The sequence below is a fragment of the Nonomuraea sp. NPDC003707 genome, assembly GCF_053587055.1.
The window spans coordinates 76,039-97,653 of record NZ_JBSFNK010000014.1 but is presented as its reverse complement, the minus strand read 5'-3'; the positions used below and the strand labels follow the sequence as shown (position 1 = coordinate 97,653).

At 70.1% G+C, this 21,615-nt stretch carries 22 protein-coding genes; 10 read left to right on the top strand and 12 right to left on the bottom strand.

What is annotated here, in order from left to right:
- The first annotated feature begins 337 nt into the window (after positions 1-337).
- From ACWDRB_RS32755 to ACWDRB_RS32730, 6 genes are all read left to right on the top strand, one after another.
- On the top strand, positions 338-946 hold the full coding sequence (locus tag ACWDRB_RS32755) for an ArsR/SmtB family transcription factor (RefSeq protein WP_449900232.1): 609 nt from the start codon (positions 338-340) through the stop codon (positions 944-946).
- A 593-nt stretch (positions 947-1,539) separates the two neighbouring features.
- Complete coding sequence (rpsB, locus tag ACWDRB_RS32750; RefSeq protein WP_449900229.1) at positions 1,540-2,484, top strand: 30S ribosomal protein S2; 945 nt, start codon at positions 1,540-1,542, stop codon at positions 2,482-2,484.
- Between the two features lie 925 nt (positions 2,485-3,409).
- Entirely contained in the window at positions 3,410-4,243 is an 834-nt protein-coding gene (gene tsf, locus ACWDRB_RS32745) for a translation elongation factor Ts (protein WP_449900226.1), read from the top strand.
- Between the two features lie 207 nt (positions 4,244-4,450).
- Positions 4,451-5,149, top strand: a complete 699-nt coding sequence (gene pyrH, locus ACWDRB_RS32740; protein WP_219912434.1) for a UMP kinase — start codon at positions 4,451-4,453, stop codon at positions 5,147-5,149.
- A 43-nt stretch (positions 5,150-5,192) separates the two neighbouring features.
- On the top strand, positions 5,193-5,750 hold the full coding sequence (frr, locus tag ACWDRB_RS32735) for a ribosome recycling factor (protein WP_192790776.1): 558 nt from the start codon (positions 5,193-5,195) through the stop codon (positions 5,748-5,750).
- 323 nt (positions 5,751-6,073) lie between these two features.
- Positions 6,074-6,913 (top strand): phosphatidate cytidylyltransferase, encoded by an 840-nt coding sequence (locus ACWDRB_RS32730; RefSeq protein WP_350739047.1) that lies wholly within the window; start codon positions 6,074-6,076, stop codon positions 6,911-6,913.
- Here the strand turns inward: ACWDRB_RS32730 and ACWDRB_RS32725 are convergent, their stop codons facing one another.
- Positions 6,914-7,936, bottom strand: coding sequence for a suppressor of fused domain protein (locus tag ACWDRB_RS32725; RefSeq protein WP_449900222.1), 1,023 nt, complete (start codon positions 7,934-7,936; stop codon positions 6,914-6,916).
- A gap of 120 nt (positions 7,937-8,056) precedes the next feature.
- Between ACWDRB_RS32725 and rlmN the strand changes: the two genes are divergently transcribed.
- Complete coding sequence (rlmN, locus tag ACWDRB_RS32720; RefSeq protein ID WP_449900220.1) at positions 8,057-9,157, top strand: 23S rRNA (adenine(2503)-C(2))-methyltransferase RlmN; 1,101 nt, start codon at positions 8,057-8,059, stop codon at positions 9,155-9,157.
- A 34-nt stretch (positions 9,158-9,191) separates the two neighbouring features.
- On the opposite strand, the gene ACWDRB_RS32715 is transcribed toward rlmN, so the two are convergent.
- The 3 genes from ACWDRB_RS32715 to ACWDRB_RS32705 are packed head-to-tail and all read right to left on the bottom strand — an operon-like array spanning position 9,192 to position 11,336.
- Entirely contained in the window at positions 9,192-9,899 is a 708-nt protein-coding gene (locus tag ACWDRB_RS32715) for an SGNH/GDSL hydrolase family protein (RefSeq protein WP_449900532.1), read from the bottom strand.
- Positions 9,900-9,936: 37 nt separating this feature from the next.
- Complete coding sequence (locus tag ACWDRB_RS32710) at positions 9,937-10,608, bottom strand: hypothetical protein (protein WP_397368729.1); 672 nt, start codon at positions 10,606-10,608, stop codon at positions 9,937-9,939.
- A complete protein-coding gene (locus ACWDRB_RS32705) occupies positions 10,605-11,336 on the bottom strand; it encodes an ABC transporter ATP-binding protein (RefSeq protein WP_449900217.1) in 732 nt (243 codons plus the stop codon). Before ACWDRB_RS32705 ends, ACWDRB_RS32710 begins: the two co-directional genes overlap by 4 nt.
- A gap of 84 nt (positions 11,337-11,420) precedes the next feature.
- On the opposite strand from ACWDRB_RS32705, the gene ACWDRB_RS32700 reads away from it, so the two are divergent.
- On the top strand, positions 11,421-11,975 hold the full coding sequence (locus ACWDRB_RS32700) for a DivIVA domain-containing protein (protein WP_449900215.1): 555 nt from the start codon (positions 11,421-11,423) through the stop codon (positions 11,973-11,975).
- Here the strand turns inward: ACWDRB_RS32700 and ACWDRB_RS32695 are convergent.
- Positions 11,972-12,619 (bottom strand): HAD-IA family hydrolase, encoded by a 648-nt coding sequence (locus ACWDRB_RS32695; RefSeq protein WP_449900213.1) that lies wholly within the window; start codon positions 12,617-12,619, stop codon positions 11,972-11,974. The two genes, ACWDRB_RS32700 and ACWDRB_RS32695, sit on opposite strands and share 4 nt — an antisense overlap.
- Positions 12,620-12,638: 19 nt before the next feature.
- Here ACWDRB_RS32695 and ACWDRB_RS32690 point away from each other — a divergent pair, with 19 nt between their 5' ends.
- Positions 12,639-13,121 carry a GNAT family N-acetyltransferase gene (locus tag ACWDRB_RS32690; RefSeq protein WP_449900211.1) on the top strand — a complete coding sequence of 161 codons (483 nt, stop codon included), beginning with the start codon at positions 12,639-12,641 and terminating at the stop codon, positions 13,119-13,121.
- Positions 13,122-13,163: 42 nt separating this feature from the next.
- Here ACWDRB_RS32690 and ACWDRB_RS32685 read toward each other — a convergent pair whose 3' ends face one another.
- The gene (locus ACWDRB_RS32685; RefSeq protein ID WP_449900209.1) at positions 13,164-14,702 is read right to left on the bottom strand and encodes an FAD-dependent monooxygenase; all 1,539 of its coding nucleotides are present in this window, start codon (positions 14,700-14,702) and stop codon (positions 13,164-13,166) included.
- Complete coding sequence (locus tag ACWDRB_RS32680; RefSeq protein ID WP_449900207.1) at positions 14,699-15,157, bottom strand: hypothetical protein; 459 nt, start codon at positions 15,155-15,157, stop codon at positions 14,699-14,701. Before ACWDRB_RS32680 ends, ACWDRB_RS32685 begins: the two co-directional genes overlap by 4 nt.
- A gap of 65 nt (positions 15,158-15,222) precedes the next feature.
- Here ACWDRB_RS32680 and ACWDRB_RS32675 point away from each other — a divergent pair, with 65 nt between their 5' ends.
- A complete protein-coding gene (locus ACWDRB_RS32675) occupies positions 15,223-15,819 on the top strand; it encodes a PadR family transcriptional regulator (protein WP_350739020.1) in 597 nt (198 codons plus the stop codon).
- Here ACWDRB_RS32675 and ACWDRB_RS32670 read toward each other — a convergent pair.
- From ACWDRB_RS32670 to iolC, 5 genes are all read right to left on the bottom strand, one after another.
- Complete coding sequence (locus ACWDRB_RS32670; protein ID WP_449900203.1) at positions 15,770-16,810, bottom strand: AI-2E family transporter; 1,041 nt, start codon at positions 16,808-16,810, stop codon at positions 15,770-15,772. The two genes, ACWDRB_RS32675 and ACWDRB_RS32670, sit on opposite strands and share 50 nt — an antisense overlap.
- 61 nt (positions 16,811-16,871) lie before the next feature.
- On the bottom strand, positions 16,872-18,707 hold the full coding sequence (gene iolD, locus ACWDRB_RS32665) for a 3D-(3,5/4)-trihydroxycyclohexane-1,2-dione acylhydrolase (decyclizing) (RefSeq protein ID WP_449900529.1): 1,836 nt from the start codon (positions 18,705-18,707) through the stop codon (positions 16,872-16,874).
- Positions 18,708-18,712: 5 nt separating this feature from the next.
- Positions 18,713-19,552, bottom strand: coding sequence for a 5-deoxy-glucuronate isomerase (gene iolB / locus ACWDRB_RS32660; RefSeq protein WP_449900201.1), 840 nt, complete (start codon positions 19,550-19,552; stop codon positions 18,713-18,715).
- Entirely contained in the window at positions 19,549-20,454 is a 906-nt protein-coding gene (locus ACWDRB_RS32655) for a Cgl0159 family (beta/alpha)8-fold protein (RefSeq protein WP_449900199.1), read from the bottom strand. Before ACWDRB_RS32655 ends, iolB begins: the two co-directional genes overlap by 4 nt.
- Positions 20,451-21,389 carry a 5-dehydro-2-deoxygluconokinase gene (gene iolC, locus ACWDRB_RS32650; RefSeq protein WP_350739009.1) on the bottom strand — a complete coding sequence of 313 codons (939 nt, stop codon included), beginning with the start codon at positions 21,387-21,389 and terminating at the stop codon, positions 20,451-20,453. Before iolC ends, ACWDRB_RS32655 begins: the two co-directional genes overlap by 4 nt.
- Positions 21,390-21,615 lie beyond the last annotated feature (226 nt).

Below are 21,615 nucleotides of genomic sequence, written 5' to 3'. Positions count from 1 at the left end.
TTTTGGCTGGTTATGGCTTGCGGGGGGATGTGGTTTGGGTCGTCGTCGGTTGTGGGTGCCCAGGCCGTGGGCCCGGGGAGCGTCGGGCCGGTGGGTTGATCGCGGGTGGTGGGAGTGGCTTCGGCGTTGGTGTTGTGAGGGTGGGGGACGGGGTGTTGGACGTATTGGTTGGCTGTGGGCGGTGCTTGGGTGGGCGTGGTTTGGGGTGATTGACGAGCGTTCTGGCTGGTGCGGGGGCATGGTGGAGTTGTGAAGGGAACGCTTCATAACTGTGAAGATATCCCTTCACAGTTATGAAGGCAATGCTTCATACCTTGGGACGGGTAATCTTGGCGGCATGAGTGAGGGGCTCAGTGATCCCAGGGCGATGCGGGCGCTGGCCCACCCGGCGCGCCTGATGATCCTCAATCGGCTGGGTCTCGAGGGCAGTGCCACTGCCACTGAAGTGGCGGAGATCGCGGGGATCACGCCCAGCGCCGCGAGCTATCACCTGCGCATGCTGGCCAAGTACGGGTTCGTGGAGGACGCGCCGCCGCGTGGTGATGGCAGGGAACGGCTGTGGAAGAGCGTGAACAAGCCGATCAGCGTCGGAGTCAAGCCGGGCGACCAGCCGGACGTACGGGATGCCAAGGTGGCTCTGATGCTGGCGTTTCGCCGGGAAGCGCATGAAGAGGCGGATCGCGCTATGGCGGCCGTTGAGGCTGAGCCTGATGAGTGGCGGGATGTCACCCGGTTCAACCGAATGCGGATCAGGGTCGACCCGGACGAGCTGGCTCAGCTCAACGAGTCGATCGAGAAGTTGGTCGAGCCGTACCTCATTGCCAATCGCGATGAGAAGGCCGCGCCGAGCGGGGCCAGGATCGCCGAAGCGCAACTGAACCTTTTCCCGGTCGCGAAGAGGCCGACGCCGGGGCTGCCTACCGAGGATCACGATGCGGCCGGCTGAGATGGAACCGGCAAGGGTGGGCCTGGCTGAGGCGGTGGTCGACGTGCGGGATTGTGCGCTGGTCCGCGGCTGAGGCGGTGGTTGGCGTGCGGGACCGTGTTCTGGTTCTCGGCAAGGGTGGGTGGAGGGCCAAGGGTGGGCGGAGGGCCTGGTTGAGGCGGTGGTTGACGTGCGGAATCGTGCTCTGGTCCGCGGCTGAGGTGCGGGTTTGCCCGGGCGGTTGGTGGGGGTGAGCTGCCGGGCGTTGGTCGAGTTACAGGAAGCGGCCGATGTTGGCGTGGTGCATGTCAGATGTTGATGGTGTTTGGTGCCTGGATGACTGAGTGATCACGATGGAGGTGGGTGTGGGGGTAGAGAGCTGGATGTCTGATTGACCGTTGACGGTCAGGCTGGGCTGGTGCGGGAGGTAGACTTTTCGGTGGCCTGTGACCACAGGCCGACTTCGCATGCCCCACTGCGGACCGCGCCATCGGTCCGGGCCATGGGCCCGGCTGGCGGGGTTTCGGGGCATCAGGGCGGCAGACGACGCGCTGCTGCGGCACAACCGAGAACCGCGCCCTTCCGCAGGGCGCCAAGACCTGGAGGACCAGCACATGGCCCCCGTCGTCACCATGCGACAGCTGCTTGAGAGCGGCGTTCACTTCGGTCACCAGACCCGGCGCTGGAACCCGAAGATGAAGCGATTCATCTTCACCGAGCGCAACGGCATCTACATCATTGACCTGCAGAAGTCGCTCTCTTACATCGACCGCGCGTACGACTTCGTCAAGGAGACCGTCGCCCACGGCGGCACCATCCTGTTCATCGGCACCAAGAAGCAGGCTCAGGAGGCCATCTCCGAGCAGGCTGCCCGAGTCGGGATGCCGTACGTCAACCAGCGCTGGCTGGGCGGCATGCTCACCAACTTCTCCACCGTGCACAAGAGGCTTCAGCGGCTGAAGGAGCTCGAGGAGCTCGACTTCGACAACGTCGCGGCCTCGGGGCTCACCAAGAAGGAGCTCCTCATGCGCCGTCGCGAGAAGGACAAGCTCGAGCGCACGCTCGGCGGTATCCGTGACATGGGCCGCGTGCCCAGCGCCGTGTGGGTCGTCGACACCAAGAAGGAGCACATCGCGATCAGCGAGGCCAAGAAGCTTGGCATCCCTGTGGTCGCGATCCTCGACACCAACTGCGACCCCGACGAGGTCGACTACCCGATCCCGGGCAACGACGACGCCATTCGCGCCGTCGGTCTGCTGACCAGGGTCGTCGCCGACGGTGTCGCGGCCGGTCTGATGGCTCGCTCCGGCGCCGCCCGCGGTGACGAGAAGCCTGCCGCCGCCGAGCCGCTGGCCGAGTGGGAGCGCGAGCTCATCGAGCAGGGCACCGGCGACGCCGCTGCCGAGGCGCCGGCCGAGGCTGAGGCGCCCGCCCCCGTGGCCGAAGCTGCTCCTGAGGCCGCCCCCACGGCCGAGGCTGCTCCTGAGGCCGCTCCTGCGGCTGAGGCGGCCCCCGCGGAGGAGACTGCTCCTGAGGCTGACGCCGAGCCGCAGGCCTGACGTCAGCGCTCAGGTACCCGGGGTTTCCCAGGTACGGGCCCGTCCCGGTCGGGTGGGTGAAGAGTCCACCAGGCAGGGCGCGCGCCTTGCTCCGGCGAACGGAACGGCAGGACGAGGGATGTCCCTGGTCCTGCCGTGACCGGGCAAGGAACGGGCCACGAAGACAAGTGAACGGTTGAGCGAGGGGCCGCGGCCTCGCCGGGTGAGTGATCGCCAGGCGAGGACGCTTCCCAGTCAGGCAAGGACCAAGAGCCGGGCTGAGGTCGAGGCTCAAGGTTCAGGGCCGATGCCGAGGCTGAGGCTGTGAGCCGGGATCTGGGCCGTAGGTCAAAGGCCTGGGTCGCGGTCCAGGGCCGGGCCCGTGAGGTCACGGTCCAGGGCCGTAGTTCAAGGGCCGCGGTTCAGGGCCGGGTCCGTGAGGTCGCGCTTCAAGGCCCGGGGCCGAGGCCCTGAGCCGAGGTTCGGGCCGGGGCCTGAGGTCTGGGTCGCGGGCCGGGGCCTCAGGTCTGGGTCCCGAGCTGGGGTTGCGAGCCGAGGTCCGGGTTGCGATCCAGGTCTGGGTCGCAGGCCGGGCCGGTGGTGAGCCGGGCCGTTCCGGGTGACCGGGGCGGATGACCGGGCCGGGTTGGACCGGGCAGTTCAGCGGGCCAGGGTGGTCGGCCGGGCCGGAGAGGGCGGGTTCGCCCGAACCGGGCGCGGCGGGTCGGCCGGGTGGCGTCGGTGCTGGCTGGTGATGGTCCAGGATGGTAAGCCAGGGCGAGGCTGGGCAGTATGCCAGGCGAGCCGGGCCCCGAAACGCAAGACAGAGGCTGACGCAAGACAAAGGCTTCCGTACGGCAAGCGCCCGCCGTACGAACCAAGGGTGAGCAGGCGCGCCGTTGCCCACCTGATCCACGACGACGACGAAATCCCACAAGGAAAAGCAATGGCTTCCGTGAACATGGCCGATGTCAAGCGGCTTCGCGAAATCACCGCTGCCGGCATGATGGACTGCAAGAAGGCGCTCGAGGAGTCCGAGGGTGACTTCGACCGCGCTATCGAGCTCCTGCGCCTCAAGGGCGCCAAGGACGTAGGTAAGCGCGAGGCCCGCACCGCCTCCAACGGCCTGGTCGCGCTCAAGCAGGACGGCGACTCCGCTGCCGCGCTGCTCGAGCTCAACTGCGAGACCGACTTCGTGGCCAAGGGCGAGCGCTTCCAGGAGCTGGCCGCCCAGGTTGTCGAACACATCCTCGAGACCAAGCCCGCCGACGTGGCGTCGCTGCTCGAGTCGTCCTTCGACGGCAAGAGCGTCAAGGAGCACCTCGACGTCGCCAACGCCGCGCTCGGCGAGAAGATCGAGATCCGCCGGTTCGCGGTCCTCGAGGGCGGCTACATCGGTGTTTACATGCACAAGACCGACCCGGCGCTGCCGCCGGCCGTCGGCGTGCTGATCCAGCTCGACAAGCCGAACGCCGAGGTCGCCAAGGACATCGCGCAGCACGCCGCCGCGATGGCCCCGCAGTACCTCAAGGCCGCCTCCGTCCCGGCCGACGTGGTCGAGAAGGAGCGCAAGCTCTTCGAGGAGATGACCCGCGAGGAGGGCAAGCCCGAGGCCGCCATCTCCAAGATCGTCGAGGGCCGCGTGAACGGCTGGTACAAGGACTTCACCCTCCTCCAGCAGGCCTTCGTCAAGGACAACAAGAAGAGCGTGGGCAAGTACGCCGAGGAGAACGGCGTCGAGGTCCAGGCCTTTGTCCGCTTCAAGGTCGGTCAGGCTTAGGCTTAGGCAAGCAACCGGCCAGGCAGGCCCGCCGCTCAAGGTGGGCCGCCCGGCCAAGGCAAGAAGCAAGCCGACAGCCTGAACTTGATTCACCGAACGAAGGAGGCCGCCGCCGTGCAGGACCACCGGGAGCCAGCCCACGAATCCACACGGACGGCGGCTTCCTCATCTCAAAATCCGCACAACCCGCTCAGATGGAAGCGGGTGATGCTGAAGTTGTCAGGAGAGGCGTTCGCCGGTAGCGAGCCGCTGGGCATCGATCCGGTGATCGTCGATCATCTGGCCGATTCGATCGCCGAGGCCGTCAAGGAAGGCGTACAGGTCGCGGTCGTAGTCGGCGGCGGCAACATGTTCCGCGGCGCCACCCTGTCGCAAGGAGGCATCGACCGCGCCAGAGCCGACTACATGGGCATGCTCGGCACGGTCATCAACTGCCTGGCCCTGCAGGACTTCCTCGAGCGGCGGGGCGTCGAGACGCGCGTCCAGACCGCCATCACCATGCAGCAGGTGGCCGAGCCGTTCCTGCCGCGCCGCGCGATCAGGCACCTCGAGAAGGGGCGCGTGGTCATCTTCGGCGCGGGGCTCGGCTCGCCGTACTTCTCCACCGACACCGCGGCGTCCCAGCGGGCCCTGGAGATCGGCGCGGAGGCGCTGCTCAAGGGAACGCAGGTGGACGGGATCTACGACTCCGATCCACGCAAAAATCCGGATGCGGTCAGGTTCGACCACCTTGATTACGGCGAGGTGCTGCTCCGCGACCTCGCTGTCATGGACGCCACCGCGATCAGCCTGTGCAAGGACAACGACCTGCCGATCGTGGTCTTCGACCTCATGGGCGAGGGCAACATCCTGCGAGCGGTACGCGGTGAGAAAATCGGCACGCTGGTGAGTCCCGCAGGCAAATGAGGGAGCGAGCCCGACACCGCCAGCTAGAAGACAGGGAGCCGCTGTGATCGACGAAACCCTCCTCGAAGCCGAGGAAAAAATGGACAAGGCCGTCTCGGTCGCGAAGGAGGACTTCGCGACCATCCGTACGGGCCGCGTCACCCCCTCGATGTTCAACAAGATCAACGCCGAGTACTACGGCACGCCGACGCCGATCCAGCAGCTGGCGTCGTTCCATGTGCCGGAGGCGCGCATGGTGCTCATCCAGCCTTTCGACAAGAGTTCGATGGGCGCCATCGAGAAGGCCATCCGCGATTCCGACCTCGGTGTCAACCCCACCGACGACGGCCAGGTGATCCGCGTGACGTTCCCGGAGCTCTCCGAGGAGCGGCGCAAGGAGTACATCAAGGTCGCCAGGAACAAGGGCGAGCACGCCAAGGTGTCGGTGCGCAACATCCGCCGCTCCGCCAAGGAAGTCCTCGACAAGATGATCAAGGATGGCGAGGCGGGGGAGGACGAGGTCAGGCGGGCCGAGAAGGAGCTCGACGACCTCACCCAGAAGCACGTCGCGAAGATCGACGAGCTGCTCAAGCACAAGGAAGCCGAGCTGCTCGAAGTCTGAGCGGCACGCCGCACGGCGGACCGCGTTCAACTCGCCGCCGCAGGCAGCAGGCCTACGGTGGTCGCGTTGGGCCGGCCGCCGCAGGCGGCGGTTCGCACCTATGGCGGGTCGTCGCAGGCGGTGGTTCGCACTTCCGCGGGTCGTCGCAGGCGGCGGTTCGTGCCTGCGGCGGGTTGTCGTGGGTAAGGGGTTCGTGCCTGCGGCGGTCGTCGCGGGTAGCGGCTTGGGCCTGCGGTGGTCGCGTTGGGCTGGCCGCCGCAGGTAGCGGGTCTTGAACGGCCCTCGCCCCGAGTGGCGGGGGCCGTGGCTCTTGGAGAAACTCTGTGGAAGAACGTACGGCTGACACCAGCTCGAGCGGCGGCGGCCGTACCGGAAGGAACCTGCCCGCCGCGATCGCGGTCGGTGTGGTGCTGGGCGCGCTGGTCATCGGCACGATCTACACGATCAAGGAGCTGTTCCTCCCGGTGGTCGCCGCTGCCGTGGGCGTCGGCGCGATGGAGCTGATCAAGGCCTTCGCCACCCGTGGGATCAAGGTGCCCGCCGTGCCGGTGCTCGCGGGCCTGGTGGCGATGCATGCGGGCGCGTACTGGGGCGGGCCGACGTGGCTGCTGGCCACGTTCGCGGTGTTCGCGTTGGTGCTCCTGGTCTGGCGCATGTTCAGCGACGGGACCGACGGTTACGTACGGGACGCGTCGGCCTCGGTGCTCACGCTGTTCTATCCCGCCATGCTCGCGGCGTTCGTGCCCATGATGCTGCGGCTCCACGACGGCGACCACCGGGTGCTGATCTTCATCGCGGTGACCGTGGCCAGCGACATCGGCGGCTACTTCGCGGGCGTGCTGTTCGGCCGGCACAAGATGACGGCGATCAGCCCGAAGAAGACCTGGGAAGGGCTCGCCGGGTCGGTGATCGCGTGCACGGCCGTCGGCGCGTGGCTGGTGGTCTGGCTGATGCACGGCGCCATCTGGCAGGGCGCGCTGATCGGCGCGCTGGCGGCGGTGCTGGCCACCGTGGGCGACCTGATCGAGTCGATGATCAAGCGGGATCTCGGCATCAAGGACCTGGGCACGATCCTGCCCGGCCACGGCGGTCTGATGGACCGGCTCGACTCGCTGGTGACGACGCTGGTGCCGGTCTGGCTGCTGATGACGCTGTTCTTCTAGCTACCGCTGCTGCGCCTCCAGCGTCTCGGTGGTGACCGGTGAGAGCCAGAGCCACCGTACGGCCTCACCCCCGAACGCGAATCCTGACATGTCTGGCATGTGGGGTGCGTTGGCCAGCATCAGGACCCCCGAATACCGCGGCCCCAACGGGAACGTCGAAGGCTCGTGATACCACTTCGCCGTGTGCCCGTGGCCGAGCCACGTGACCGAGTGCCACGGATACTGCGACAGCCACACCAGCAGCAGCGCCGCGTCGCGCGGGTCCTCGCGGGTGGCCACGGCCAGCTCGATCCTGGCGTACGCGCCCGGCTTGTCGATCCACTGCTCGACCGTGGGCATGCGCTGGCAGCTCATCCCCACCGTGGACAGCACGGTGTAGGCGCGGCCCTGATGCGGCGGCCGTTCGGTGATGCCGACGGTCGGCAGCCGCTCGCCGCTGGCGTCCCAATAGCGTCCCGCGGGACCGAGCGCCCCGTCCAGATGCCCCATCACGAACTGCTGGAACGACGGCCACGACCCCTCGCTGTGCCGCCAGCCCCAGTAGGACCTGGCGTTGGAGAGGCGGGACTGCAGCCCTTCGAGCGCCTCCGACAGCGCCCACGCGAACGGCGACTCGCCCACCGCGTCGCGGGCGTAGCCGGGCATGCCCCTGCTCATGTCGGCCCAGCCGGGGATGACCGCCAGCAGCTCCTCGTCCTCGTACAGGGCGACCCCGTCCCCCTCCTCGAACCACAGCGCGGTGAGCTGCCCGAGCGGCCTGCGGCCGTCCGGGTGGAGGGTGTTGGCCCTGGGCATCAGCGGCGGCAGGCCGGCGTTGATGCGGGCCAGGTCGACCACCGCCGGGGCGGGGCGATGGTTGGCCAGCCAGACGGCGCCGTGCACCGTGCCGTCGGGCGAGCACAGGTAAGCTACCGAGGAGTCCTCGTCACGCTCGACCACGAGCGTCCGGCTGCCGTACGGGTTACCGGCGGCGAGAACGACCTCGGCGCCACCCTCGCCAGATGCCGACCGAAAAATCGCCATACGTGATGACTGTAGATCCGGTGGCAGCCACGATGCGAGCCGTACCGTAACCAGGAATGCCACCTCCGATCCGAACGTTCATTACCCTGATTGACAGCCACTCAAAGCAAAGGCAGGAACGTGTCCCAGCCCCCAGGCCAGCTCACCTTCGTCGCGCCCCGGCGGGCCAAGCCCGCACGGCACCTGGCCGACCTGTCGATGGCCGACCGGCGGGCCGCGGTCACCGAGCTGGGCGAGAAGGCGTTCCGCGCCGACCAGCTCTCGCGCCACTACTTCGAGCGGCTCACCACCGACGTCGGCGCGATGACCGACCTGCCGGCGGCCTCCCGCGAGAAACTGGCCGCGCTCCTGCCCGACCTGCTGACCTCGGTGAGGGAGATGACCACCGACCGGGGCACCACGCGTAAGACGCTGTGGCGGCTGTTCGACGGGGCGCTGGTCGAGTCGGTGCTCATGCGCTATCCCGACCGGGTCACGATGTGCGTGTCCTCGCAGGCCGGCTGCGGCATGAACTGCCCCTTCTGCGCCACCGGCCAGGCCGGCCTCACCCGCAACATGTCCACCGCCGAGATCGTCGAGCAGGTCGTCGCCGGCGCCCGGTCGCTGGCGGCCGGCGAGGTGCCCGGCGGGCCCGGCCGGGTGAACAACGTCGTGTTCATGGGCATGGGAGAGCCGCTGGCCAACTACAAGCAGGTCATCGGGGCGGTGCGGCGGATGGTGGAGCCCGCGCCGCACGGGCTGGGCATCTCGGCCCGGGGGATCACCGTCTCCACCGTCGGGCTGGTGCCCGCGATCGGCAAGCTCGCCGACGAGGGGCTGCCCGTCACGCTGGCGCTGTCGCTGCACGCGCCCGACGACGAGCTGCGTGACACTCTGGTGCCGATCAACACGCGGTGGAAGGTGGCCGAGGTCCTCGACGCGGCGTGGGCGTACGCGGCGAAGACCAAGCGGCGGGTCTCGATCGAGTATGCGCTGATCAAGGACATCAACGACCAGGAGTGGCGGGCCGACCTGCTCGGCAAGCTGGTCCGGAACAAGCTCGTGCACGTCAACCTGATCCCGCTCAACCCGACCCCGGGGTCGAAGTGGACGGCTTCCCGGCCTGAGGACGAGCGGGCGTTCGTGCGGCGGCTGGAGTTCCACGGCGTGCCCGTGACGGTACGCGACACGCGCGGCCGCGAGATCGACGGCGCCTGCGGCCAGCTCGCGGCCGCCGAATAACCCATCCGCCGCGAGTTCCCCGGGCGGAACGGGGCTAGTGGGGTGCGATCGAGCGGGCGGCGAAGCCCTCGATCAGGTCGGCGATCATGGCGGCGCCCCTGCTGTTCAGGTGGATGTTGTCCGTGGTGAGCTGGAGGCCGCGGCCCTTGGAGATGGCGTCCAGGCTGCGGCCGAGCAGGAAGTGCTGCATCGCGGCGGTCTGCGCCAGCCGCCCCTCCGCCTGGTAACGGATGCCGGGAGCCCGGCCCCGCTCCTCCAGGTAAGCCGTCATCCGCTCGTTGAGCGGCAGGTACGTGACGCCCTCGGCCGCCGCGACCCGCCGGACGATCTCGCTGTACTCGGCGGCCCGCCGCACCGAGACCGAGTCGAGCTCCTCGCCGATGACGGGCAGGGAGAGCATCGCCACGCGGGCCATCGTCTCGTCCTGGAGGCGGCGGGCGATGGTGGTGAGGTTGGCGGCGTAGGCCTCCGGGGTGGGGTCCGCGGAGAGTTTCCAGCGCTTGCGCAGGGTCTTGGCGAGTGTCCCGCTGAGCGTGGAGTTCGCGTCGTTCGTGCCGATAAGTACGGTCACCACGTCGGGATCCTGGCTCACGACGTCGTCGAGCCGCTTGACCGTCTCCGACGACGGCTCGTAGTTGACCCCGGCGTTGATCACGGTCGCCTCGGGCAGCCGGGAGCGGAGCATGGCCACGTAGTCGGCGCTCACCTGTGCGCGGGTGATGCTGTCACCCAGGCAGATCATTTTCACCGTCGCCTCCTCTAGGGTGAGTGAATGCTCACTAACCTACCCTACGCCGGAGCCACACGTACGTCCCCAGGCCGATCAGGCACCACACCAGGGTGATGGCGCCGAGCTCGGGGAGCTGGTCGAGGAGGTGACCCCCGTTCGCCGCCTTCATCCAGGCGATGAGCGGGACGGTGAGCCAGTGCAGGGGCGAGGAGCTGAGCAGCAGCATCGCCAGGAACCCCAGCAGCAGCCCCATGATCGAAAGCGCGGGGGAGCTGATGACCGCGCGGCTGGTGAGGGCGCCCAGCGCGGTGCCGGTGAGCGCGGCCAGGGCGTTCAGGACGAGAGCGGCGGCCAGCACGCCGCGCGACGGAGCCTGGCTCACGCCGAGCAGGAGCGCCGCGCCCATGCCGAGCGCCGCGAACGCCACACACGTCACGAACGCCGCCATCAACCCCGCCGCCACCTCCCTGCCCCGCCCGCCCACCTGGATCGCGGACAACTCGCGCTGCCGATCGGGCTCGGTGTCGAGGAGGCTCCTGGTCGCCCAGGCCAGGACGGGGATGATCAGTACGGCGCCGTCCGTGAGGGCCGAGGCCTCGCCGCCGCGCGGCGCCCGGCTGCCGTAGAGGATCGCCAGCATGGCGAAGGCCAGAAGGAGCGCCTGGAACATGCGGTGCGAACGGATGTAGGCGGCCAGCCGGAACGTGGCCAGGGCGATCATCCGGACTCCTCGATCTCGCGGGCCAGGTAACCCTCGCCGCGCATCCTGGCGAGGAAGCCGTGGACTTCGGACGCGGGCACCGTGACGGCCACGACCGTCCCCCTGTCCTCGACCGGTTCGAGACCGGGTGCCGTCGTGCTCTCCTTGAGGCGGCCGTCCACCAGCGACCAATGGCGTATCCCGGGCAGCGAGCGCAGGCCGCCCTGGTGGTCGCTGACGATGACGATGCCGCCGCGGCCCGCCACCTCGCCGGCGATCGAAGGGAGCGCTTCACGGGTGTCCACGTCGAGCCCGGCGAACGGCTCGTCCAGGATCAGCAGCCCGGGCTCCGACATCAGCGCCTGGACCAGGCCGACCTTGTGCGCGCTGCCCTTCGACAGCTCGCCCAGGGCGACGGTGAGGAGGTGGCCCATGTTCAGGCGCTCGGCCCATGGCTCCCAGCGGGCGCCATCGCGTACCCGGGACATGTGGCGCAGATAGGCCGTGACCGTGAACGGCTGGGCGGTCGGGAAGCGGTCGGGAGCGAAGCCGACCACCTCGGGACGCCCGGCGATCGTGCCGGTCGTGGGCCGGGTGAGGCCCGCAAGGAGGCGGAGCAGAGTCGACTTGCCTGCCCCGTTCACGCCGGTCAGCTCGATCACATCGCCGGGGGCGAGCTGGGTGTCGACGTCTTCGATGACGAAAGGATCACGTCTTCGGTAGCGGAAGGAGACCTTGGACAGACGCATGGTCTTGTAACGCTATATGTCGGGTCGCATCGCTAGCATAAAGAGCCCCACAATGGAGACGCCCCCAGCACGTTCTCAAGAGGAGTGGGCTTGAATCGCTTTCCACGCGTCATGGGTATGCGTTCAGGCTATGACCCCGCCGAAGTCGACGCCCTGATCGGGCGGATCGAGTCGACCCTGGGCAGGGGCATGCCCACTGTGGAGCCCGTCAGCGCGGACGACGTGCGGCGGGCCACGTTCCGAGCCAAGCGTGGCGGATATGTCGAGACCGCGGTCGACTTCGCCCTGGAGGCGTTCGTGGTGGCGCTGGAGACCCAGGCCAAGCGGCCGGTACGCCTCGCCATGGCCGAGCCGACCGGCGAGATGCTGCGCGAGGAGTGGTTCGAGACCCAGGCGGCCCGCGTCGAACGGGTGGCCTTCCGCCCGGGTCGCATGGGCACCGGCTACAACGAGGACGAGATCGACGCCTTCCTGGACCGCATCGTGGCCACCCTGCGCGGGACGACCGACTTCCCGGTGACGGCCAAGGAGGTGCGGGCGGCGAAGTTCTCGACCGTGCTGTTCCGGTCCGGCTACCTCATCGCGGACGTGGACTCCTTCCTGTCCGGCATCGCGGACGTGCTGGAGCAGCGCCGTTAGGCGTTCTCGACCACGGAGAGCAGCCCGCCGAGGTCGGGCAGCAGCTGCTGGATGATCTTCTCGTCGGCGGGCCGCTCGCCCTGGCGGTTGATCCACACGCGCGGGATGCCGAGGCGGTGGGCGGGGACCATGTCGTGGAAGTAGCTCTGCGCCACATGCACCCATTGAGTGGGCTCGTACGAGCGCCTGAACGTCTCGAAGTGCGCGTCGGCCGGCTTGTACGCGCCCACGTCCTCCGACGTCAGCACCGCGTCGAACGCCACGGGCAGCCGCCGCCGCGTCTCGGCGATGAGGTCGCGGTCGCAGTTGGTGAGCAGCGCCAGGCGCCAGCCCGCGCCACGCAGCGCCGACAACTCGGCGCCCACCTCGGGGAACACCGGCCAGTACGGGATCGTCGTGCCCAGCACCTGGGCGTCGTCCTCGTTCAGCTCCACCTTCTCGTCGGCGCAGGCCCTGCGGAGCGCCTCGGCCAGCACGTGGCGGTAGCGGAGTGTCGGGCACTCGGCCTGCACGACGTGCTCGTGCCGGTTGTACGCCTCCAGCAGCCGCGCCCCCTGACCCGGCGCGATCAGCTCGGCGCTGGTGCGGATGCCGTGCCGCCAGTCGACAAGTGTTCCGAAGCAGTCGAACGTTACCCATCGCATAGATCTCATAATGAGGGACATGGCGATATCCGTGCGTCCCATCGAGCCGCAAGATCTCGCGAACGTGACCCGGGTGCTGACCGAGAGCTGGGGCGGCTCGACCGTGGTGGCCCTGGGCCGCGGGGAGTTGGTCGACGCGGCCGCGCAGCCGGGCTTCATCGCCGAGATCGAGGGGGAGCCGGCCGGGATCATCACGTACGCCCGGCGTGGCGACTCCGTGGAGATCATCACGATCGACGCGGTGGTGCCCGGCAGGGGAGTGGGGGCGGCGCTGCTGGACGCGGTGCGCGCCGTCGCGACCGAGAGCGGGGCGGCCAGGCTCTGGCTGGTCACCACCAACGACAACACGCACGCCCTGCGGTTCTACCAGCGGTACGGGTTCGACCTGATCGCCCTGCACCGCAACGGCGTGGACCGGGCGCGGGACCTCAAGCCGGGCATTCCCGCCGAGGCCGACGGCATCCCGATCCGGCACGAGCTGGAGCTGGAGCTGCTCCTCTGACCCTCCCGCTCCCCGCGCGCGGGCCGGTGAGGGCCGGCGGGGTCAGTGGAGGATCTGGTGGAGGGTGGCTGTCAGGCGGGTCGCCGGGCCGTCCTCGCTCGCCGAATCGTCCGAGCGCCAGGCCACGTAGCCGTCCGGGCGCACCAGGACGGCGTCGCAGCCGTACCGCGACTCCCAGTGCCCCTCGACGTCGACCAGCTCCGACCCCACCCGGTACACCCGCACGCCTTCGACCGCCACCCGCGCCCATTCCTCCCCGCCGGGCCCGCACAGCAGCACGAACGAGTCGTGGAACAGGTCGTGCACGCCGATCCGCCGCCCGTCGAGGGAGAGCCAGAGGTGCGGGGCCCGGGTGCCGGGAAGGGCGTGTCGTGACACCCCGTCGCCGAACACCGACTCGGGCGGGGTCCCGGCCATCGCCGTGGACGCGTACCGCTGTCCGAGGACGCAGGTGACCGGGTCCACCAGGTCGTCCTCCGGGCCGGAGCCGAACCTGGCGGCCTGGCTGCGCACGGTCACGTCGGCCAGCTCCAGCGCCACCGGGCGGCGCTCGGCCTCGTACGTGTCGAGCAGCGCGTCCGAGGCCCGCCCCGCGAGCACGGCGGCGAGCTTCCAGGCCAGGTTGTGCGCGTCCTGGACGGCCGAGTTGGCCCCCAGTCCCTGGGCGGGCGGCCACACGTGCGCGGCGTCCCCGACGAGGAAGACCCGGCCGGAGCGGTAGCTGTCGGCCACGCCGACCGCCTCCGTCCAGGACGCCTTGCTGACGATCTCGACCGGTACGTCGCGGCCGATGACCGCCTTGGCCGCGGCGACGCAGCGCTCGTCGGTGAAGTCGTCGGGCGACTCCTTGTCCGGGTCGTAGAGCAGGGACAGGCCCCAGTGGTCGGGCAGCGCGTGGGACACGAACGCCGCCGAGGCGGTGCCGCCGGGTTCGCCGACGATCCAGAACAGGGCCCGCTTGGTGATGATCTCGGACAGGTCCGCCTTGATGACGTAGGTCACGAAGTGCCGCAGGGGGCCGAGGCCGGTGCGGGCGATGCCGAGCCGCTCCCTGGTGGCGCCGCCGTAGCCGTCGGCGCCGATCACGTACCGGGCCCTGATCGTGTGCCGCTGGCCGGTGGCGCGGTCCTCCACCACGGCTGTCACGCCGTCGGCGTCGGGCTCGATCGACCGGCACTGCGTGTCGAACCACAGCTCCGCGCCCTTGGCGCGGGCGGCCTCGATCAGGATGGGCTCGACCGTGCTCTGGTCGGCCATGCAGAGCTCGCCCGCGGTCAGCTCGGGCAGCGCCCGCGGGGACTCGTCGCCGAACAGCCACTGCCACTCGCCCGCCAGCGTCGCGCAGCGGGCCACGCCGGCCTCCTCGTCGAAGGGCCGGCCCGCCTCCTTCACGGGTTCGTCCAGGCCGAGCGGCCGGTAGATCTCGAGGGTGCGCGGGTTGATCCCCCGGGCCCTGCCCAGGAGCGACACGCCGGGGTGGCGGTCGACCAGGAGGCAGGGCACGCCCTGGTGGGAGAGGAAGAGGGCCGAGGCGAGGCCGGCGTAGCCGCCGCCGACGATGAGGACGGGGGTCTGCTTCACGACGCCTTCTCCAGGGTGCGGGCGGGGTCGTCGACGGTCGGGTGGGTGCCGTTCCGGTGGGCCTGGCGGACGTCGCGTACGTACTCGGGGGACAACATCGCGGTGATGATCGCGACGCCGCCGCGGCGGACGCGGATCTCGCTGCCGGCGCCCCTGCCGACCAGGCGGATGCGCCGCGCGGAGCCCTCCGCGGGCGCCTGGTGGTCCTTGACCTGGCCCCTGCCGCTCCAGCGCAGGTCCTGGTGCTCGACGGTGGCGTCCTCGGGGACCAGCAGCTTGACCACGCCGCGGTCGAGGTCGAGTCGCAGCTCGATCTCGGCGGGCAGGCCGGGGGAGCGCAGGTCGACGGTGGTCTGGCCGTAGCGGGTGCGGATCTCGAAGCGGCCCGCGGTGGTCCAGTTGCCCAGGCGCCGGGTGACGGCGTGGTCGGTGTGGATGCGTTCGATGTCGCTCATGAGATTGATAGTTGCAGTGAAACTAATTTCACGTCAACTAGTAATTTTGAGGCTAGTATTGGCCCATGGCTCTCGATCGTGGCTCGCCGCTCGCCCTGACCGTGCTGGCCCTGCTGCGCCACCAGCCGCTGCATCCGTACGGGATCCAGCGCATGCTCAAGCAGTGGGGCAAGGACCTGGTGGTCAACGTGGGCCAGCGGGCCGGCCTCTACCGGACCATCGACCGGCTGCTGGAGGCCGGCCTGATCAGCGTCCGGGAGACCGAGCGCGACCAGCAGTACCCCGAGCGCACGGTCTACGAGCTCACTGCCGAGGGCGGGACGGCGCTGCTCAAGTGGCTGGACGAGATGCTGGCCACGCCCAGGCAGGAGTTCCCGCAGTTCCCGGCCGCGCTGGCGAACGCGCTCATGCTCGCCCCGGAGGACCTGGCGGCGGCGCTAGAGCGGCGCGAGCGGGCGGTCGCCGAAACGCTGGCCGGGCTGGAGGCGAGCCTGGCCGACGATGCCGACCTGCCGCGCATCACCATGCTGGAGATCGAATACCTGCGCGAGGTGACGGCCGCGGAGACCCGGTGGCTGCGCGCGGTCATCGACGACCTGCGGGCCGGGCGGCTCACCTGGTCGCGGGAGTCGCTGGAGGAGGTCGCGGCGGAGCGAGAGTGACCGGGGCGGGCTCGGCCCGCGGCCTGTGCAGCAGGGCCACGATCACCGCGGTCACCGGGGCGGCCAGGAACGCGCCGATGATCCCCCAGAGCAGGCCGCCCACCGCGATCGCCACCAGGATGATCACCCCGGGCAGGTCGAGAGCCTTGCCGTAGACCTGCGGCGCCAGCACGTGCCCCTCGATCTGCTGAATCGCCACGGTCACCCCGACCACGATCAGCGCCACCAGCCAGCCCTTGGCCACGAGCGCCACCACCGCGGCCAGCAGCCCCGCCGTGAACGCCCCCACGATCGGCAGGAACGCCCCCACGAACGTCAGCACCGCCAGCGGCAGCGCGATGGGCACGCCCAGGATCCACAGCGCGAGGCCGATGAAGAACCCGTCCACCGCACCCACGATCGCGATCCCGCGGATGTAGCGGCCGATCACGGAGAAGATCAGGACGCCGGTCTCGGTGATGCGGGCCCTGGCCGAAACGGGCGCGAGCTCCACGAGCCAGTGGAAGAGCCGGTCGCCGCCGTGCACGAAGTACACCGACAGGACGAACGCCACCGCCGCCCCCACCACGATCTCGCCCGCGGTCCTGACCCCGGCCAGCGCGCCCGTGGCGATCTGGCGGCCCTGGGCGGTCAGGTACTCCTTGGCCTGCGCGGCGAGCTTACGCGGATCGACCCCGAACCTGGAGGTCAGGTCGTACAGGTTGTCGAGCACCCTGGTGAGGCTGACCCGCAACTGCGCGATGCTGTCGATGGTGGGCGGCACCAGCAGCGCGATCAGCCCTCCGGCCAGCACGATCCCGCCGACGAAGACGATCGCGGTGGCCAGGGCGCGGTTCACCCCGCGTGACCTGAGCCAGCGGGCCGGGGGCAGCAGCAGTGCCGTGATGAACACGCCGACGATGACCGAGATGACCACCGTGGCGATCTGGTTGAGGCAGAAGCCGACCACCGCGATCAGCGCGACCCAACCGAGCAGCCGCCACGGCCCCATCCCCTGCCCCCTATCGTGCCTGGTCAGAGGCCTTCCCCGGGGGGATGGGGGGCAACCCTGGTCAGGCGGGCGGCGTCAGGTGGAGGCGCTGGGAGCGCTTGTTCTCCTCGTACGTCTCCCGCGCCGCGCCGGTCGTGCCGCCGACCTCCGCGACCGGCACGTCCCACCACGCCTCGGAGGACGGGGCGTCGTCCGCCATCGGGTCGGTGCGTACATAGATGACCGTGGTCCTGGAACCCGAGCGGGCTTCCTCGAGCGCCTTGCGCAGGTCGGCGACCGACTCGGGGCGCAGCACCGTGGCGCCGAGGCTGGCCGCGTTGGCGGCCAGGTCGACGGGCAGCGGCCCGCCGTCGCGATGCCGGTACGAGGTGCCGAGCCGCTCCGCGCCCACGCTCTCCGACAGGCGGCCGATGGAGGCGAACCCGGAGTTGTCCACCAGGACGACCACCAGCTTGATCCCCTCGGAGATCGCGGTGATCAGCTCCTGAGCCATCATCAGGTACGAGCCATCGCCCACCAGGACGAACACCTCGCGCTCCGGCACCGCCATCTTGACGCCCAGCCCGCCGGCGATCTCGTAGCCCATGCAGGAGTAGCCGTACTCGACGTGGTAGTTGCCGGGCCCGCTCGGCCGCCAGAGCTTGTGCAGGTCGCCGGGCATCGAGCCGGCCGCGCACACCACCACGCCGTCCTCGGCCGCCGCCGCGTTGACCGCGCCGATCACCGCGGACTGGGGCAGCGGCGAGCCCTCCAGCGAGTAGGCCCGGTCCACCGCCGCGTCCCACTCCCTGGTCAGCTCGGTGGCCCGCGCGCGGTAGTCCTCCGGCGCGCCCCTCCAGCCCGCGAACGCCTCGACCAGGTCCGCCAGCCCGTCGCGGGCGTCGCCGACCAGTTGCAGGCCCGACAGCTTGGCGGCGTCGAAGGCGGTGATGTTGAGGTTGAGGAAGCGGGCGTCGGGAGCGAAGATCGTCCGGGAGGCGGTGGTGAAGTCGCTGTAGCGGGTGCCCACGCCGATGATCAGGTCGGCCTCGCGGGCCAGCGCGTTGGCGGCCGTGGTGCCGGTGGCGCCGATCGCGCCCACGGCGAGCGGGTGCCCGTACGGGAGCGCGCCCTTGCCGGCCTGCGTCTCGGCGACCGGGATGCCGTACGTCTCGGCGAAGATCCGCAGCTGCTCCGTGGCCTCGCTGTAGATCGTCCCGCCGCCCGCGACGATCAGCGGACGCACGGCCGACTTGACCAGCTGGGCCGCCCGGAACACGGCGGCCCGCTCGGGGCGCGGCCTGGGGACGTGCCAGACGCGGCGCGCGAACAGCTCCTCCGGCCAGTCGTGGGCCTCCGCCTGCACGTCCTGCGGCAGCGCCAGCGTCACCGCGCCGGTCTCGGCCGGGTCGGTGAGCACGCGCATGGCGGCCAGCAGCGCCGACGGGAGCTGCTCGGGGCGGTTGATCCGGTCCCAGTAGCGGGAGACCGGCTTGAAGCAGTCGTTGACCGAGATGTCGTACGAGCGCTGGTCCTCCAGCTCCTGCAGCACCGGGCCCGCCACGCGGGTGGAGAAGATGTCGCCGGGCAGCAGGAGCACCGGCAGCCGGTTGATCGTCGCGCCCGCCGCGCCCGTGATCATGTTGGTCGCGCCGGGGCCGATGGAGGTGGTGCAGGCCAGGGTGGCCAGGCGGTTGCTGGCCCGGGCGTAGGCGGCGGCCGTGTGGACCATGGCCTGCTCGTTGCGGCTCAGGTGGTAGGGGAGGTCCTCGGTGGAGGTGGCCAGCGCCTGGCCGAGCCCGGCCACGTTGCCGTGACCGAAGATGCCGGAGCAGCCGCCGAAGAACCTGCGCTCCACGCCGTCGCGCTCGCTCCACTGCCGGGCCAGGAAGCGCACGACGGCCTGGGCGACGGTCATATAGGTCATGAAGTCCTCCCGAACGGCAGTCTCGGGTCTGTGGGCTGGCTTTCCCAGGAGGAGCGGATCCACGCGTGGCGGGGGTCGTCGCAGAAGGCCATCGAGCGTTCCTCGGCCGGGCCCGCCAGGACGTTCAGGTAGTAGAGGTCGTAGCCGGGGGCGGCCATGGCGGGGCCGTGGTAGCCGTACGGGACGAGGACGACGTCGCCCGAGGAGACCTCGGCCAGGGTGTCGATGTGGCCGCGTTCGGAGGAGTAGACGCGCTGGTAGGCGTTGCCCTGGCCGGCCACCTCGAAGTAGTAGATCTCCTCCAGGACCGCCTCGCCGGGGTGGTCGGTGTCGTGTTTGTGCGGCGGGTACGACGACCAGTTGCCGCCCGGGGTGATGACCTCCACGGCCATGAGCTTGTCGCAGTCGAAGGCGCCGGGGGCGCAGAAGTTGTTCACCTGGCGGGTGGCCTGGCCCGCGCCGCGGATCTCGACCGAGACCTGGTCGGCGGGCACGTAGCGGGGCTCGAGGGCGCGGGTGGCGAGGGCGGAGGGCAGGGCGATGCGCCCGGTGCCCCGGAGGGTGACGTGGGAGCCGATCGGGACGTAGGCGAAGTCGCTCGGCCCGCTGAAGACCGAAGGCCGTCCCGTCAGCTCGAACGTCGCGGCGGAGGTGGTGACCGTGCAGGATCCCGACAGCGGGAGGACCAGCGTCTCCTCGTCGCCGGTGTCGAACGAGACCGGTGTGTCCGCCAGGTCCACGATGCGCAGGCCCGAGTACGTCCAGCCCGCCAGGGACGGGGTGATCTCGACGGACCAGGGGCCGTTCGCGGCCTTGCCGAACGGAACGTATGTCATGCGCGGGTCTCCCGTACCAGTGCCGCGGCGTTGTCCACCGCTTTCGCTACGTCGTCATCCGGAGGGTAGAGCAGGGCTCGGCCCACGACGAGGCCGCGTACGCCGGGAAGGCTCAGGGCGCGGTCCCAGTCGGCGTAGGCGGCGTCGATGTCCGGCGGGTCGCCGCCGAGCAGCAGCGCGGGCAGGGTGGTGGCGGCCATCACGCGCTCCATCTCCGCCACCGCCGGGATCTTGAGCCAGGTGTAGGCGGAGGTGGTGCCGAGCGCCTGGGCGATGCTGATCGCGCGGATCACGGCCTCGGGGGACAGGTCGTTGCGCAGCGCCCCGGACTCGGAGCGCCGCGCCCAGAAGGGCTCCACCATGGCCGGCAGGCGGTGGCGGGCCAGGTCGGTGACGGCCCGGGCGCAGGACTCCAGGGTGGCCACCGTGGCGGGGTCGGCCGGGTCGATGCGGAGCAGCATCTTGCCGCCGTCCAGGCGCATCTCGTCGATCGAGGCCGCGTCGAAGCCGGTGAAACGGTCGTCCACCTCGAAGACCGAGCCCAGCAGGCCGCCCCGGTTCATGGAGCCGAAGGCCAGCTTGCCCTCCAGGGCGCCGAGCAGGAGCAGGTCCTCCATGACGTCGGGGGAGGCGAGGATGCCGTCCACGCCGGGGCGGGAGAGCGCCACCTGGAGGCGGTCGAGCAGGTCGGCGCGGCTGGCCATGGCCAGCGGGCGGTCGCGTACGCCCAGGGCGCCGCGGGCCGTGTGGTCGGCGGCGATGATCAGCAGCCGCTCGCCCTCGCCGGGCAGTCCGCGCCGCTGCCGCCGGGCCGCGGCCTCGGCGATCTCCTCCGGCCGGGTGGCCCGGATCTGGGTGAGCCGCTCGTAGCCGGAGGCCCTGGGCAGGGTGAGGTCGCTCAAGAGCCCGCTCCGTTCAGCAGGTCTTCCACCTCGGCCGTGGACGGCATGGCGTCGGCGCAGGCCAGCCGGGCCGCCACGAACGCGCCCGCCGCGTTGGCGAAGCGCACCGTCCGCTCCAGCGGCCAGCCGCGCAGCAGCCCGAGGCAGATCGCCCCGCCGAACGCGTCACCCGCTCCGATGCCGTTGACCACCTTCACCTCCACCGGTTCCGCCACCACGCTCTCCTCGGAGGTACGCGCGAGAACCCCCTCAGGGCCCATTTTCACGATCGCGACCTTCACTCCCGCGTCCAGGAGCGCCTGCGCGGCGGCCTCCGGGTCGCGCACGCCGACCGCGTTCTCCACCTCGTCGAGGTTGCCGACCGCGACGTTCGCGTACGGGAGCGTCCGCCGCGCGGCCTCGTGGGCCGCCTCCCGCGACTTCCAGAGCGACGGCCGCCAGTCGAGGTCGAACACGGTCCAGCCCGACGTGCGCGCCGACAGCGCGGCGGCATGGGCGGCGGCGCTCGGCTCCTGGCTCAGCCCGGTCAGCGAGAACCAGAACAGGCTCGTCTCCGCGATGGCCCCGAGGTCGAGATGGGACGGGGAGATCTGCAGGTCAGGCGGGTGCTCGCCACGGTAGAAGTAGATCGGGAAGTGGTCGGGCGGGAAGATCTCGCAGAACGTCACGGGAGTCGGCGGGCCCTCGACGGTGCTCACGAAGGCGTCGTCCACGCCGAACCCGCGGATCGCCCTGCGGACGAACTCTCCGAAGGGGTCCGCTCCCACGCCGGTGATCACGGCGGAGCGCAGCCCGTGGCGCGCCGCGGCCACGGCGACGTTGGTGGGGCTGCCGCCGAGGAACTTGCCGAAGGATTCGACGTCGGCCAGGCCGACACCGGTCTGCAGCGGGTAGACGTCGACGCCGGAGCGCCCGAACGTGATCAGGTCGTACAAAGCACCTCCAGGATGGAGCTTACCTTCGACACTATGGCATATTGTCATGACATTCGGATGTCCGCTATGTAACCTAATGTCCCTCAGCTCAAACCCCCGGGCGACTCACAACGCGCCTGTTCGGACGGTTGGCTCCCGGCCCGCTGAGCAAAGACACAGCGTGTGAGCACTCTCCGCAATTTTGGCCAGGCCTTTACGTCATATGGATGTCATGACATATTGGCCC